10 protein-coding genes and 1 pseudogene are annotated in these 14,806 nt (G+C 70.0%); 7 read left to right on the top strand and 4 right to left on the bottom strand.

Annotated features, from left to right (window positions below):
* Positions 1-62 precede the first annotated feature (62 nt).
* Both ACFUEJ_RS18510 and ACFUEJ_RS18505 read right to left on the bottom strand, forming a co-directional pair.
* Positions 63-1,706 (bottom strand): VanW family protein, encoded by a 1,644-nt coding sequence (locus ACFUEJ_RS18510; RefSeq protein WP_388031063.1) that lies wholly within the window; start codon positions 1,704-1,706, stop codon positions 63-65.
* A 352-nt stretch (positions 1,707-2,058) separates the two neighbouring features.
* Entirely contained in the window at positions 2,059-3,372 is a 1,314-nt protein-coding gene (locus ACFUEJ_RS18505) for an acetyl-CoA C-acetyltransferase (protein ID WP_065630353.1), read from the bottom strand.
* A 90-nt stretch (positions 3,373-3,462) separates the two neighbouring features.
* Here ACFUEJ_RS18505 and ACFUEJ_RS18500 point away from each other — a divergent pair, with 90 nt between their 5' ends.
* A complete protein-coding gene (locus ACFUEJ_RS18500; RefSeq protein ID WP_058252221.1) occupies positions 3,463-4,827 on the top strand; it encodes a 3-oxoacyl-ACP reductase in 1,365 nt (454 codons plus the stop codon).
* Entirely contained in the window at positions 4,827-5,714 is an 888-nt protein-coding gene (locus ACFUEJ_RS18495) for a MaoC/PaaZ C-terminal domain-containing protein (RefSeq protein ID WP_137809637.1), read from the top strand. The genes ACFUEJ_RS18500 and ACFUEJ_RS18495 overlap by 1 nt, the downstream gene beginning before the upstream one ends.
* Positions 5,715-5,828: 114 nt before the next feature.
* Here ACFUEJ_RS18495 and ACFUEJ_RS18490 read toward each other — a convergent pair whose 3' ends face one another.
* Positions 5,829-6,431 (bottom strand): TetR/AcrR family transcriptional regulator, encoded by a 603-nt coding sequence (locus tag ACFUEJ_RS18490; RefSeq protein WP_058252311.1) that lies wholly within the window; start codon positions 6,429-6,431, stop codon positions 5,829-5,831.
* Between the two features lie 108 nt (positions 6,432-6,539).
* Positions 6,540-7,703 (bottom strand): glycoside hydrolase family 3 N-terminal domain-containing protein, encoded by a 1,164-nt coding sequence (locus tag ACFUEJ_RS18485; RefSeq protein ID WP_065630350.1) that lies wholly within the window; start codon positions 7,701-7,703, stop codon positions 6,540-6,542.
* Between the two features lie 98 nt (positions 7,704-7,801).
* Here ACFUEJ_RS18485 and ACFUEJ_RS18480 point away from each other — a divergent pair, with 98 nt between their 5' ends.
* From ACFUEJ_RS18480 to ACFUEJ_RS18460, 5 genes and pseudogenes are all read left to right on the top strand, one after another.
* On the top strand, positions 7,802-8,359 hold the full coding sequence (locus ACFUEJ_RS18480) for a universal stress protein (RefSeq protein WP_065630349.1): 558 nt from the start codon (positions 7,802-7,804) through the stop codon (positions 8,357-8,359).
* Between the two features lie 490 nt (positions 8,360-8,849).
* Positions 8,850-9,815 (top strand): GlxA family transcriptional regulator, encoded by a 966-nt coding sequence (locus ACFUEJ_RS18475; protein ID WP_211539479.1) that lies wholly within the window; start codon positions 8,850-8,852, stop codon positions 9,813-9,815.
* A gap of 36 nt (positions 9,816-9,851) precedes the next feature.
* On the top strand, positions 9,852-10,574 hold the full coding sequence (locus ACFUEJ_RS18470) for a DJ-1/PfpI family protein (RefSeq protein WP_211539478.1): 723 nt from the start codon (positions 9,852-9,854) through the stop codon (positions 10,572-10,574).
* 75 nt (positions 10,575-10,649) lie between these two features.
* Positions 10,650-10,850: a DUF2613 domain-containing protein gene (locus tag ACFUEJ_RS18465; protein ID WP_004023745.1), complete on the top strand. Its 201-nt coding sequence runs from the start codon at positions 10,650-10,652 to the stop codon at positions 10,848-10,850.
* A 52-nt stretch (positions 10,851-10,902) separates the two neighbouring features.
* Positions 10,903-12,969, top strand: a pseudogene (locus ACFUEJ_RS18460) (DUF3367 domain-containing protein); the annotation flags it as partial.
* Positions 12,970-14,806: the final 1,837 nt, after the last annotated feature.

Here is a 14,806-nt window from a genome sequence, read left to right as displayed (position 1 = left end):
GGGGAAACACCCCGCATCGAAATCCTCCACATCAGATCACCCCGCGCCGAATCACCCCGGGGTCAGACGCACTTCACGATGGGTTCGGGCGCGTAGCGGACGGTGCGGGTGGACCGATCGATCTCCCGTCCGGTACGCGCGTCCTTGATGATCCGGGTGTCCGATGCCGTGAAACCCTTGCTCCCGCTGCTCGGGATGCAGTCGTCCCCGCGCGGAACGCGGACTCGCGGCGGATCGGTGGGGGCAACCCGCTCACCCGTGACCGACTCGACCTCGAACGCCTTCGTGCCCCAGAGCCGCACCGTCACCGACGACGGCGACCAGGCGGTCTCGATCAGCACGCCATGCCGCGTGTTGTTGCGGAACTTCAGGTCGATGGCGCCTTCGAACACGGTCGCCTCCCGCGCCTCCGGGTACCGCGAGATGTAATACGCGTGTTCGGTGTGATCGACGTCCTCGAGCCCGGCGAAATACGTCGCGTTGTACAGGGTCGTCGCGAACTGGGAGATCCCGCCGCCGACCGCGTTCGACGCCCGACCGTGGTCGATGATCGTCGACTCGACGTACCCCTGCTCCGCTCCGCGCGGCCCGGTGTGCCCGTTGAGCGAGAACACCTTTCCGGGCAGGACGAGGGCCCCGTCGACCTCGGCGGCTACGAGCCGGATGTTCTCCCCGGAAGCGCTCGAGAAGCCACCTGTGGTGTACTCGCTGATCAGTTCGGTGACCCCGAGCTTGCGCGCGGCATCGGTCGTGAGCTTCGGCTCGACGTCGTCGTAGACGACCTCGACCCTGCGATCGCCGCCGTCGGCCGCCGCACTCGTGGCGACGGCGGCGAGGGTCTTCGGCCAGTTGATCGCGGCGCCGTCGACGCCCGGCACCACCTGCGGACGGCCGGACGCCAGACTGAACCTCGCGCTGACGGGGGCCCGTTGCGAGGCGTCGAGGTCGGGGGCGAGGATCTCGCGCCCCACCTTCTCGTCGGCTCGGGGAGTGAGCCCGCCGCGGCCGTCGGGCCCGAAGGTCACCATCGACGCCAGGTCTCTCGCGGGCACCTCGACCGTCCGTTTGCGGCGGTCCACGAGACTCACGGGAGCCGCGACCACCCGTTCGGCCGGTCCGGCGACGGTCACGGCCACGACCTCGGCGCTCACCGTCGGCGAGAAGGGTTCCATGGGCAGGTCGACGGGGGCACCGTCCAGCCAACGGTCGACGAGGGTCGCGGCGGCCGCGTCTCGCGCGATGCGTTCACCCTTGGCGGGCTGATCCCCGACGGGCTCGGTGCCGTCGTAGTGCACACCACCCTCGACCGCCGCCTTCTCGAGTGACGCGCGCTGGGCGTCGAGCGCCGCGTTCATCGCCGTCCGATCCAGCGTGACGACCGGCTCGACGTCGAAGTCGCGGCCGAACAGCGCGGCCAGACGGACGAGCGGATTGCGCGGTTGCTCGAGGAGACGAGCCCGCGTCGCATCGGCGTCGTATGTGAGTCCCAGCTCGGCGGGCGAGACCTCGGCCGAGCCCTCCGGCGTCCGCAAGACAACCGGTTGTCGCGAACGCGCCGTCAGCTCGTCGAGTACGGAGGTGAGTTCGGCGGAGTTCCGACCGCCCGCATCGATACCGCCGACGACGGCGTTGCGTGGGGAATCGGAGCGGGTGGCCACGAACTCCGCGGCGAGGACGAGCGTGATCACGGCGACGACGGCGAGCATGGCGCGTAGCGCGGATCGTGCTCGGCGAGAGCCTGGGGTCACAACTCCATCCATCGGGGCTGGCAGCTCGGCCGGGCTGACGACTTACCGATCAGGGGGTGGCCGCAGAACTACGGTCGGGAAAGTAGGCGCTCCGGCCGAGCTGTCGGGTCGGGGGTCTGACAGCGCAGCCGGAGCTATAGACATAATTACGCTACTTTTCGGCCGGAGGCATCCCCGGACGGCCGATTCTGTCGAATATGTGACGAAGTACCCCGATTCGTCCCACGAAAGTGAGACGGATCGGCCGATCAGTCGCCGATCCGTCTCACTTATCGGGATTCCAGCTCTCGATGATGTCCGCTTCGGGTCGTCAGCCCTCGATGATCGCGGTGACGCCCTGGCCGCCCGCGGCACAGATCGAAACCAGGGCGCGACCGCCGCCGTTCTCCTTGATCTGCTTGGCCGCCTGCGCGACGATCCGGCCGCCGGTCGCCGCGAAGGGGTGACCCGCCGCGAGCGACGAACCGTGGACGTTGAGCTTGCTGCGGTCGATCGAACCCAGTGCCGAGTCGAGGCCGAGGCGCTCCTTGCAGTACTCCTCGGACTCCCACGCCTGCAGGGTCGCGAGGACCACCGACGCGAAGGCCTCGTGGATCTCGTAGAAGTCGAAGTCCTGCAGCGTGAGCCCGTTGCGGGCGAGCAGGCGCGGCACCGCGTAGGTGGGGGCCATGAGCAGCCCGTCGGGACCGTTGACGTAGTCGACCGCGGCGGTCTCGCTGTCCACGAAGTAGGCGAGCACCGGCAGTCCGCGGTCGGCGGCCCACTCGTCGCTGGCGAGCAGTACGGTCGACGCACCGTCGGTGAGCGGCGTCGAGTTGCCCGCGGTCATCGTCGCGTCGCCGAGGGAGACGCCGAAGACCGGCTTGAGCTTGGCGAGCTTCTCCGCGGTGGAGTCGCCGCGCAGGTTCTGGTCGCGGGTCAGGCCCAAGAACGGGGTGATCAGGTCGTCGAAGAAGCCGGCGTCGTAGGCGGCCGCCATGTTCTGGTGGCTGCGGGCGGCCAACTCGTCCTGGTCGGCCCGCTTGATGCCGAATTCCTTGGCCGTGACGGCGGCGTGCTCGCCCATCGACATGCCCGTGCGGGGCTCGCCGTTGCGCGGGATCTCGATGCCGAGCTTCGTCAGCAGCTTCGCGGCGCCGAGGATCTGGTCCTTGGTGCTACGCGCCCGGTTGACCTCGAGCAGCTGACGACGCAGGCCCTCGCCCACGGCGATCGGTGCGTCGGACGTCGTGTCGACGCCACCGCCGATCGCGGCGTCGTAGCGGCCGCGGGCGATGCCGTCGGCGACCGTCGTGATGGCCTGCAGTCCGGTGCCGCAGGCCTGCTGGATGTCGAACGCGGGGGTGTACGGCGACAGCGCCGAGCCCAGCACCGACTCGCGGATGAGATTGAAATCACGGGCGTGCTTGAGCACGGCGCCGCCGGCGACCATGCCGAGCTGCTCGCCCTGCAGGTTGAAGCGGCTCACCAGGCCGTCGAGCGCGGCAGTGAACATCTCCTGGTTCCCGACCTTCGCGTACGCCTTGTCCTGGCGTGCGAACGGGATGCGGTTGCCGCCGAGGATCGCGACGGGACGATCGCTGCGGGTCTTCGGCTTGCTGGTGGGGTTGGACTGTTCGGCCACGTCGATCTCCCAAGGGTCGGGTGCGGTATCTATAGCGTATTCTTACTCATTAGTAAGTTCGTTGTCGAACGACAGTCAGAGGAGATCAACGTGGCCGCCAACGGAAACACTGGCCTGTACTCGAGCTTCGTCCATTCCGCGCCCGGCGCATTCATCGCCAAGCAGGCCGGATTGCCCGTCCCGCCGCCGCTACGGCGCTACAAGGCCTCCGAGCCGCCGCTGCCCGGCCCCGTGCTGCTCGGCGGGTCCGGCCGGCTCGTCGAACCGCTTCGCGAGATGCTCTCGACCGAGGACTACGACCTCATCCAGAACGCCACGACCGGGCGCAGCGCCGACAAGTACGGCGGCCTGGTCTTCGACGCGACCGGCATCACCACTCCCGCCGAGCTGCGTCAGCTCTTCGAGTTCTTCCAGCCCGCGATGCGCTCGACCGCGGCCTGCGCGCGGTTCCTGGTCATCGGCACCACGCCGGAGCTGGTCACCGACCCCTCCGAGCGCGTCGCGCAGCGAGCACTCGAGGGCTTCACCCGCTCGCTGGGCAAGGAACTCCTGAAGGGGTCCACCGTCCAGCTCGTCTACGTCTCCCCCGACGCCAAGACCGGGCTGACCGGCCTCGAGTCGACCGTGCGCTTCGTGCTGTCGGCGAAGTCGGCCTTCGTCGACGCCCAGGTCATCCGGGTCGGCGGCGCCGACGCCACCGCGCCGAAGAACTGGGACAAGCCCCTCGAGGGCAAGGTCGCCGTCGTCACCGGTGCCGCCCGCGGCATCGGCGCGACGATCGCCGAGGTCCTTGCCCGCGACGGCGCGCACGTGATCGCCGCCGATGTCCCGCAGGCCGGGGACGCGCTGTCGGAGACGGCGAACAAGGTCGGCGGCACCGCCTTCCCGCTCGATGTCACCGCGGCCGACGCCGGCGCGAAGCTCGCCGAGCACGCCCTCGAGCGGCACGGCGGAATCGACATCATCGTCAACAACGCCGGCATCACCCGCGACAAGCTGCTCGCCAACATGGACGACTCCCGCTGGGACGCGGTCATCGCGGTCAACCTCATCGCACCGCAGACCCTCGTCGAGACGCTGCTCGAGAAGGGTGCGCTGCGCGAGGGCGGCGCCGTCGTCGACGTCTCGTCGATCGCCGGCATCGCGGGCAACCGCGGCCAGACCAACTACGGCGCCTCGAAGGCCGGCGTCATCGGCCTCGTCGACGCCTACGCGCCGATCCTCGCCGAGAAGGGCATCACCATCAACGCGGTGGCACCCGGCTTCATCGAGACCAAGATGACCGCGGCCATCCCGCTCGCGACCCGCGAGGCCGGCCGCCTGATGAGCTCGCTGCAGCAGGGCGGCCAGACCGTCGACGTCGCCGAGACCGTGGCCTACTTCGCCAACCCGGCGAGCAATGCCATCACCGGCAATGTGGTCCGCGTCTGCGGCCAGGGATTCCTGGGGGCCTGATGGGCAAGACGATCACCCTCCCGTCCGCACCCGGCACCGCCGAGCTGTACGGCAAGGCGGTCACCGCGCTGCTGCCCGGCATCGGCAAGCCGCCACGGGTGCCGGCCGACGCGACCGCACCCGAGACGCGTTACCGACTCGACGGCGTGCGGGTGGATTCGACTGCGCTGCAGGCGTACTGCCACGCGACCGGGCAGCGGTTCGGCGGCACCCTGCCGCTGACGTACCCGTTCGTGCTGCAGTTCCCGGTCGTCATGAAGCTCATGACGTCCGACGAGTTCCCGTTCGGCGCCGTCGGTTCGGTACACATGACGAACACCATCGAACGTTCGCGGCCCATCGAGGTCGGTGAGCCGCTCGACATCGTCACGCATGCACAGAACCTGCGCGAGCACCGCAAGGGCATCCTGATCGACGTCGTCAGCGAGATCCGCGTCGGATCGGAACTCGTCACCACCCAGACGGCGACGTTCCTGAACCAGCAGCGCACCAGCCTGTCCGACGAGCCGCGGGGTCCTGAACCGAAGTCGAAGACCCCGCCGCCGCCGGACGCCATCCTGGCCGTCGACCTCAAGCGGATCCGCGAGTACGCCGCCGCCTCGGGCGACCGCAACCCGATCCACATGGGCAACCTGCCGGCGAAGGCCTTCGGCTTCCCCAAGGCCATCGCCCACGGGATGTGGAGTGCCGCAGCAGCTGTCGCGAACGTGGAGGCGCAACTGCCCGACGCCGTGACCTACGACGTCAGGTTCGGCAAGCCGATCCTGTTGCCGGCCAAGGTGAACCTCTACACCCGTCGCATCGACGGCAAGGGCAACTTCGACATCGCGATCCGCGACCGCCGCAAGGGATTCCCGCACCTCACCGCGACGACGCGGGAGGGCTGAGGGCTCTCGCCTTTCGCTCCCGCGGTCTCGTTTCCGTCCCGCTTATTGGATCCAATCAGCGGATAGGAAGCGGGGCCGCGGGAGCGTTTGCGTTGCACCTCAGGTGTCGACACTTCAGGCGTCGGTACCGACGCCCTTCAGGCCGCGCCAGGTGATGCCGACGAGGAGGCTGGTGGCCCGCTCGAGGTCGACGTCACCCTCCGTGATGCGGTCGGCGACGGCCTCGGCGGCGCCGACGATCGCGACGGCGGTGAGTTCGAAGTCGATGTCGCTGTCGACCTCGACGGTCGTGCCCGCCTTGATCAGCTGGGCGACCATCTCGGTGACCCGCTGGCGGCTCTCGGAGACGATGCCGGCGAAACCGGCGGTGCCGATGGCGACGCGGTACAGCACCCGCCAGGACTGCCGGTGCTCGTGCACGAAGCGGAGGAACTCACGGATCACCGTGACGGCCTGCTCACGTTGCGACAGCGACGGGTCGAAACCGACGCTCATCGCGTCGATGAACAGACCGGACTCACGGGCGATGCACGCACTGAACAGTTCGTCCTTCGAGCCGTAGTACAGGTACAGCATCGGCTTGGAGATCTGCGCCTCGGATGCGATGGCGTCCATCGAGGTCTCGCGAAAACCGTTCTGCGCGAACACCTTGACGGCCGCATCGAGCATCTGCTGCTCGCGCACCGCGCGGGGCAGGCGCTTGGTTCCGCCCGACATGACCGCCACCTCCGTTCACGACTTCTGTTCCGTCCGACGATATCAACAACTTACCAATCGGTAAGGTGAAACCCCATTCAGACCGTCGGCGCCGGGGGACTCAGCAGGTCAACAGTTCACCACACCCTTGGATCGAAGGATTCGCACGACCTTGTCGTCGAGTCGTGCCGGCGCCAGGCGACCCGCTGACACCGCGCGTTCGAGATTGTCGAGCACCGACGAGACACGGTCGGTCGACAGCCACAGCGCGATGTCGCCGCCGGCGAGGATGAACTTCTCCACCGCCTGCTCGATCGGGTACTGGGCGCTGATCGCCGCCATGCCCGACAGGTCGTCGGAGTAGATGACGCCGTTGAACCGCGGACCGTCGTAGCCGACGCCGGTGCGCAGCATTCGGATGGCGGGCCGGCTGATGCTGGCGGGCAGTCCCTTCGTCAGACCGGGCACGATCAGGTGCCCGACCATGGCGCCCGCGGTCCCCGGGTCGCGCAACAGCGTCCGGAACGGCACGAGGTCGCTGTCCTGCAGCTCCGCGAGCGACGGAACCGTCACAACGCCGAGATGCGAGTCGCCCGACCCGTGTCCGTGACCCGGAAAGTGCTTGTACACAGGCGTGATTCCCGCGTCGGCCAATCCCGCGGCGTACGCGCCCGCGTACTCGGTGACGACGGCCGGGTCGTTGCTGAAGGACCGGTCGCCGATCACCTCGTTGTCCGATTCGTCGCTGACGTCGGCGACGGGAGCGAAGTCGACGGTGACCCCGAGCCGCTTGAGCTTGCGGCCCACATCGGCCGCGATCGCCCGCACCTGCTCGGGCGTCCTGGTCTGTGCCAGTTCGCGCGGCGACGCGTGGTCGATACCGAGCGCGGACAGGCGCGACACCCGACCACCCTCCTGATCGACGGTGACCATCAGCGGGATCGGCGAGTTCTGCGAAATACGTGCTGCCGCACCGCTTGTCAGTATCGCCTTGTCGGTCCAGCTCCCGACGAAGATCCCGCCGATCTCCTCGTTCTCGACGATCTGCTGCGCGTCGGCCGCCCCGGTGACACCGACGACGATCAGCTGCGCCAGCTTCTGGCGTACGGAGAGCTTCGCGAGTTCGCTTGCGCCACAACTGTTTGCAACCGGAACGGTCGTCGGCGACGCCGACGAAGACGTCGAAGCGAGCGACGACGCCGAGTACGAGGGAGTCGGTGGCGGTGAGTCCGGCGTCCACGACGCGCACGCCGCCAGCGCCGCGCACAGTACGGCGACCGTCCCTGTCGTCATCGCATTCCGGATCCAGTTGTCACGGATCCCTTCGCGACGAATCCGTCGGGGTCTGCGAGTTGGGCCCATGGCACGAGTCTGGCATGTAGTCTGAGCCAATGGACGTGGGGTCCGATTCGTCCGGGTCCGCCACCGCCGGGCGCGGTAGCGGCGGCAACAGTGCCGCACAAACACTGATGATCGCCTATGACGGGTCCCCGAACGCCGACCGCGCCATTCGCTACGCCGGACAATTTCTCCGCGCGCAATCCGCAGTGGTCGTCACCGCCTGGCAGCCCGGCGGCATGACGCCGGCACGTATGTCCACCCTCGCCGGCGGGATGCAGCCGTTCATCGACACCCAACTCGACGCCGGCGTCGACCAGGCGCTCGAAGACGAGGCCGCCTCGATCAACGAGCGCGGCGTGACACTCGCCGCCGAGTGCGGACTGGCCGCGCGCGGATCGCTCGTGGAGGTGGAGTCGACGGTGTGGGGTGCGCTCGTCGCCGCCGCCGAAGCGCTCGACGTCGATCTCCTGGTCACCGGAACCCGCGGGGCGTCGGGACTGAAGGCACTGCTGCGGTCCAGCGTCGCCGAGCGGGTCCTCAAACATTGCCATCGGCCGGTGTTCATCGTGCCCGCGAAGTGCGAGAAGGAACCGCAGGTCACGTTGTAGGGGATCTCTGCCGGGCAGGGATCTCTGCCGAGGTCACCAAGTGGCTTCGACACGGCGCCTCGCTTCGCTCGGGGCCGGCTCAACCAGCGGGGGGTGGCTTCGACACGGCGCCTCGCTGCGCTCGGAGCCGGCTCAACCAGCGGGGGCGGGGCGCCCGCCGGGCCGAGCGTCCCCACCTGACGGCCGAGCTTGTCGAGGTCACCAAGTGGCTTCGACACGGCGCCTCGCTCCGCTCGGGGGCGGCACACCCGCCGGGCCGAGCGTCCCCACCTGACGGCCGAGCTAGTCGAGGTCACCAAGTGGCTTCGACACGGCGCCTCGCTGCGCTCGGAGCCGGCTCAACCAGCAGTGGGTCGGCCCGGCTCAACCAGCAGTGGGTCGGCCCGGCTCAACCAGCAGTGGGTCGGTCCGGGTCAACCAGCAAAGCTGTGTCCTGATCTGTGGGATGCATGGCCTGGACGCCACGGTGCGGGTCGGAAACGATGTCCTCATGACTCGATCGGTGCTGATCCTCGGATACCCCGGGGTGCAGGCCCTGGACGTGACCGGTCCGGCCGACGTGTTCTCCACCGCGTCGTATGCCCTTGCCGACCAGGGCGCGCAGGTCCGCTATGACCTGCGGCTGGTGTCGAAGTCCGGTCTGCCGGTGGGCACCGGCGTCGGGCTGGAGTTCGTCGCGCAGCCGCTGCCCGACCCGGCCGAGCCGCTCGACATCCTGATCCTGCCCGGCGGCACCGGCGTCCACGACGCCTCCCGCGACCCCGACCTCGTCGACTGGATCCGACGGGCGGCGCAACGGGCACGACGCGTCGTCAGCGTGTGCAACGGCGCGTTCCTCGCCGCCGAGGCCGGCCTCCTCGACGGCAAACGCGCGACGACGCACTGGGCCGTGACCGGGTTGCTCGCCGAGCGATACCCGTCGATCCAGGTCGACGCCGAGGCCCTGTTCGTGCGCGGCAGCGACCGGGTGTGGAGTTCCGCGGGCGTCACCGCCGGTATCGACCTCTCGCTGGCCCTCATCGAGGAGGACCACGGCACCGAGCTCGCACAGCTCGTCGCGCGGTGGCTCGTCCTCTACATGCGGCGCCCAGGTGGTCAGAGCCAGTTCGCCCCGCCGGTGTGGATGCCTCGGGCCCGGCGCACGGCGATCCGCGAGATCCAGGAACGCATCGAGGCCGAGCCGGGCCGGGTGCACCGCGTCGACGATCTCGCCCGCGACGCGTCGATGAGCCCGCGTCATTTCTCCCGCATCTTCACCGACGAGACCGGTGAGGCGCCGGGCGCCTATGTCGAACGGGTCCGGACCGACGCCGCCCGCCGGGCACTCACCCAGGGCGACGACACGATGCCGGTGATCGCCACCCGGTGCGGGTTCGGGTCGGCCGAGACGATGCGGCGCACCTTCGTCCGCCGGCTCGGCGTGCCGCCCGATCAGTACCGCCGCACCTTCCGCTAGACGCACACCCGAGAACCCACGACCCGAAAGGCATCCATGACCCAGATAGCGATCGTGCTCTACCCGCAGTTCACCGCGCTGGACTTCATCGGCCCCTACGAGGTGCTGCGAGCCCTGCCCGACACCGAGGTGAGGTTCGTCTGGCACGAACCCGGGCCGGTCGTCGCCGACTCGGGCGTGCTCGTCGTCGGAGCCACGCATTCGTTCGACGAGACACCGTCGCCGGACGTCGTCCTGGTGCCGGGCGGTCCCGGTTTCCTGGCCGCCTCGCAGGACGAGAAGGTCCTCGACTGGCTGCGTGCCGTACGGCCGGGCGCCCAGTGGACGACGTCGGTCTGCACCGGTTCGATCATCCTGGCCGCAGCCGGTCTGCTCGACGGGAAGCCGGCCACGACGCACTGGTCGTCGATGGCCGGGCTGTCGCTGCACGGCGCGAAGCCGGTGTCGGACCAGCGGATCGTGCGCGCCGCGCCCGACGACGACCTGGTCACCGCGGCCGGTGTGTCCGCGGGCATCGACCTCGCGCTGTGGCTGGCCGAGCAGATCGCCGGGCGTGCGCGCGCGGAGGCGATCCAGCTGATCATCGAGTACGACCCGCAACCCCACCTGGACTCCGGACATCGTTCCAAGGCGTCTGCCAAGACGATCGCGACGTCGACGATGCTGCTCAGCCGCGACGTCGACAAACCCGAGATGGTGAAGTCGAGCGTGCGTCTGTTGTGGGATCGCGCCCTCACGAAAGTGCGTTCCGGACGTTGAGCTCGACACGGTGCACCCGCAGGTGTCAGCGGGTGTCACCCGGAAACGGACTCGGACGATGGTAGTTTCATCGCCATGACCAACAACCGCCTTGTCGCCGGAGCCGTCGCCGGGGTCGCCGGCATCCTGGTGGGACTCGGCGCGGTGTTCCTCGGCGGGTTCCTGGCCTCCGAGAACAGCCCGTCCACCGATCTGAACAACATCAGCCCGAACAACGGATTCGTCCAGGGTTCGGTGGACTACGGTTCGCGCGGCGGAGCCGGCGAGACCAACTGACCCGTCCACGACGCCGCCGGTCTCGGCGTCTCCTGATCGACAGCAGCCGCAACTGAGTACCCCGCCTCCGCCACCGGATCAGTCCGTACTCAGCCGACGCGGTATCGCCGTCGTCGGCGCGATCTCGCTGCTGATCTGCCTGCTGCAGTCACCGGGCCGCATCGCCGCCGACACCAAACTCGACCTCACCGCGAATCCGCTCGGGTTCCTCGCGCGCGCCGCACATCTGTGGACGCCGAACGCACCGATGGGGCAGGTGCAGAACCAGGCCTACGGGTACTTCTTCCCCCACGGGGCGTTCTTCGCCCTGGGTGACCTTCTCGCCGTTCCGCCGTGGATCGTGCAACGCCTCTGGTGGGCGGTGCTGCTCACCGTCGGCTTCGTCGGCATCGTCCGCCTCGCCGAGATGCTGCGGCTGGGCTCGCCCGCATCGCGGATCATCGCCGCCACCGTCTTCGTGCTCAGCCCGCGGGTCCTGACCACCCTCGGCTCGATCTCGTCGGAGACCCTGCCGATGATGCTCGCCCCGTGGGTGCTGATCCCGGTGGTGCGGGCGCTCGACACCCGGGCGGAGAACGCTGCCCCGCTGTGGCGGGAGGCCGCGCGTGCGTCGGCGGCGGTCGCGCTGATGGGCGCGGTCAACGCCGTCGCCACACTGGCAGCGCTCGGCGTCGCCGCCCTGTGGTGGCTGCTGCACAGTCCGCGCGACCGACGCTGGTGGCGGTTCGGCGCCTCGACCGCCGCCGGCCTGACCCTGGCGTGCGCGTGGTGGCTCGTCCCGCTGCTGATCCTGTCGCGCGTGAGTCCGCCGTTCCTGGACTACATCGAGTCGTCCCGGGTCACCACGCAGTGGACCTCGCTCACCGAGGTGCTGCGCGGGGCGAGTTCGTGGACGCCGTTCGTGTCGCCGGAGCGCGTCGCCGGGGCGGTGCTCGTCACCCAGCCCGCCGCGGTGCTGGCGACCGGCACCATCGCGGCCGCGGGGCTCGCCGGATTGTGCATGCGGCACATGCCGTTCCGCGGCCGTCTCGTCGCGATCCTGGGCGTGGGCCTCGTCCTGATGTGCGTCGGCTACGCGGGTGAACTCGGGTCGCCGGTCGCCGAGCAGGTACGCGTCTTCCTCGACGGCTCCGGCGCCCCGCTGCGCAACATCCACAAGTTCGAGCCGCTGCTCCGCATCCCGCTGGTCCTCGGTGTCGCACATCTCCTGGCGCGGGTTCCGCTGCCGGGGAGTGCGAGTCGCCGGGAGACGCTCTCCGCCTTCGCCCAGCCCCAGCGGTCGCGACCGGTCGCCGCGACAATCGTCCTGCTCGTCGCCGTGATCGGCGCCGGGTCGTTGATGTGGACCGGTCAGCTCGCGCCGGACGGTACGTACCAGGCGATTCCACGCCACTGGCAGCAGACCGCCGACTGGCTGGCCGAGCACAGCGAACGCGACGACGGCGCCCCGCCCGCCCGCGCGCTGGTCGTCCCCGGCGCCCCGTTCGCCGACCAGCTCTGGGGGCTCACCCGCGACGAACCGCTGCAACCCCTGTCCGACACCCCGTGGGCGGTCCGCGACGCGATCCCGCTCACCCCGCCCGGCGCGATCCGCGCCCTCGACTCCGTACAACGGGAGATCGCCGCGGGCCGTGGATCGCCCGGTCTCGCCACCACCCTCGCCGGGCAGGGCATCGGATTCGTCGTCCTCCGGGCCGATCTCGACCCCGACACCTCGCGGTCGGCCCGCCCGCTGCTCGCGCAACAGGCACTCGACGAGTCGCCCGGGCTCCGTCGCGTCGCCGGGTTCGGTCCGCCGATCGGGCCACCCAGCGTCCGAGGAGTGGTGCGCGACAACGGTCTACGGCCGCCGATGCCCGCGGTGCAGATCTACGCCGTCGGCGAACCGGGCGCGCCGACGACCGGCACCGGTCCGCGACTCGTCGACACCACCGGGCTCCCCCGCATTGCCGGCGGGCCCGAGGCGATCGCCGAACTGGCCGACGTCCGCGCACGCCAGGGACTTCCCCCGCTCGGACCCGTCGTGCTCGACGCCGACGCCCGCCGCGCCGGGATCGTCGACGGCCCGTTGATCGTGACCGACACACCCGCTGACCGGGAGACCGACTTCGGCCGCGTCGACGACCACAGTTCGGCGATCAGGTCGCCGTCGGACCCGCGTCGGACACAGAACGCCGTCGCCGACTACCCCGTCGACGGCCAACCACTGGTCCACGGGGAATGGTTGTTGGACAACGAGAGCGGCGAAGTCGAGGTGTCGACGTCGGGATCGGCGGCGGACGCGGTCCAGCCCGGGCAGACCTCGCCGGCCAACTCGGCGGCCGCGGCCTTCGACGGCAACCCGCAGAGCGCCTGGGTGAGCGGCGGATTGGAGACCGCGGTCGGACGATGGATGCGCATCGGTTTCACGACGCCGCGCACCGATCTCGCGGTGACCCTGACGACCGCGAAGGCGCTCGGACCTGACGTCACGAGTGCGCTGATCACCACCGAGGCGGGCAGCACGGTGGTCTCCGGTCTCGCTCCCGGCGAACCGGTCACCGTGACCGCCCCCAGCGGCCCCACCGGTTGGCTCCAGATCCGCGCGCTCCGCACCGACGACGGCACGGCGGGAAACCAATTCGCGCTCGGCGAGGTGACGGTCTCCGATCTGCGGACCGCGACGCCGTTGCGGATCCGCCACCGCGTGGTCCTGCCCGAACTCGAGGCCGGCACCGACGTGGCCCAGTGGCTGCTGTACCAGGAGCTGTCCGGGCGCGCGTCGTGCGTCTCCGACCCCGAGCGGCAGATGACCAGGTGCGCACCGGGTCTCGCACTCTCGCCGGAGACGTCGGCGGTGTTCGGGCGCGCACTCTCGGTGCCGTCGGATGTCACCGTCTCCCCCACCGCGATCCTGCGACCCCGACCCGGCGATGCTCTGGATCGGCTTCTCGCCGAGGACGACCGGGTCACGGCGCGCGGGCCCCGCCCGGTGACCGATCCTCGCGGCGGGCCCGCGGCGGCCGTCGACGGCGACCCCGGAACGTCGTGGACCGCACCGGAGATCCCGGACGAACGGTCATCCCCGGCGCGCGACGGTCGAACAGATGACGACGCAGCAACCGACGAGAACACTCCCACCCTGGTCCTGGACCTCCCGCGCGAACAGCGGGTCGAGTCGCTGACGATCGCCGCCCCGCGGGGGTATCCCGCCGCGCCCACCGAGGTCGCGGTCGACCTCGGGACCGGCGAACAGATTCGCGAGGTCGACGAGAACGGCGTCGTACGACTCGATCCCGCGGTCACCGACCGCGTCGAGATCACCATCCGCGCCCAGTCCGACCTGATCGACGTCAACAGCCTCGGATTCGCCAGTCCCGCACCACCGGGGATCGCCGAGGTGCAGGTGTTCCCGTCGCAGGCGACCGGTACGGACGCCGAGCGGATCGTCGAGATCGGTTGCGACGCCGGGATCGGCCTGACCGTCGCGGGTCAGGTCGTCCGGATGTCCGTGCGCGCCACCGCGTCCGAGCTGCGCAGCGGACAGCCGGTGGCCGGGCGCCCGTGCGGCGGCGGCCGGCTCGTGCTGCCCGCCGGCCAGCAGGAGGTGTCGGTCAATCCCGGCGACGCCTTCACCGTCGACGCCCTGTCGCTGGTGGACGGTGATCCGGTCTCGGCGCCCGCGTCGACGTCCCCCGAGGTGACCGAGTGGTCGCCGGCGCGGCGAGCGGTGACGGTCGACGCCGGTGCGCAACGACTGCTCGTCGTGCCCGAGAGCACCAACCCGGGGTGGCAGGCGCACCTCGACGGCGCGCAGCTACGGCCGGTCGTCGTCGACGGGTGGCAACAGGGGTGGGTCGTCCCCGCCGGTGCAGGCGGAACCATCGAATTAACCTTCCGATTCGACTCGCTGTACCGGTGGGCGCTGGTGATCGGGCTCGCGCTGATGGCGCTGCTGCTCGTCGCCGCGTGGTGGC

It is taken from the genome of Gordonia sp. NPDC057258 (assembly GCF_042668985.1).
In the GTDB taxonomy this organism is placed as follows: domain Bacteria; phylum Actinomycetota; class Actinomycetes; order Mycobacteriales; family Mycobacteriaceae; genus Gordonia; species Gordonia hongkongensis.
Note: the sequence above shows the minus strand (reverse complement) of the source record. Positions and strands in the feature narration are given on the sequence as shown.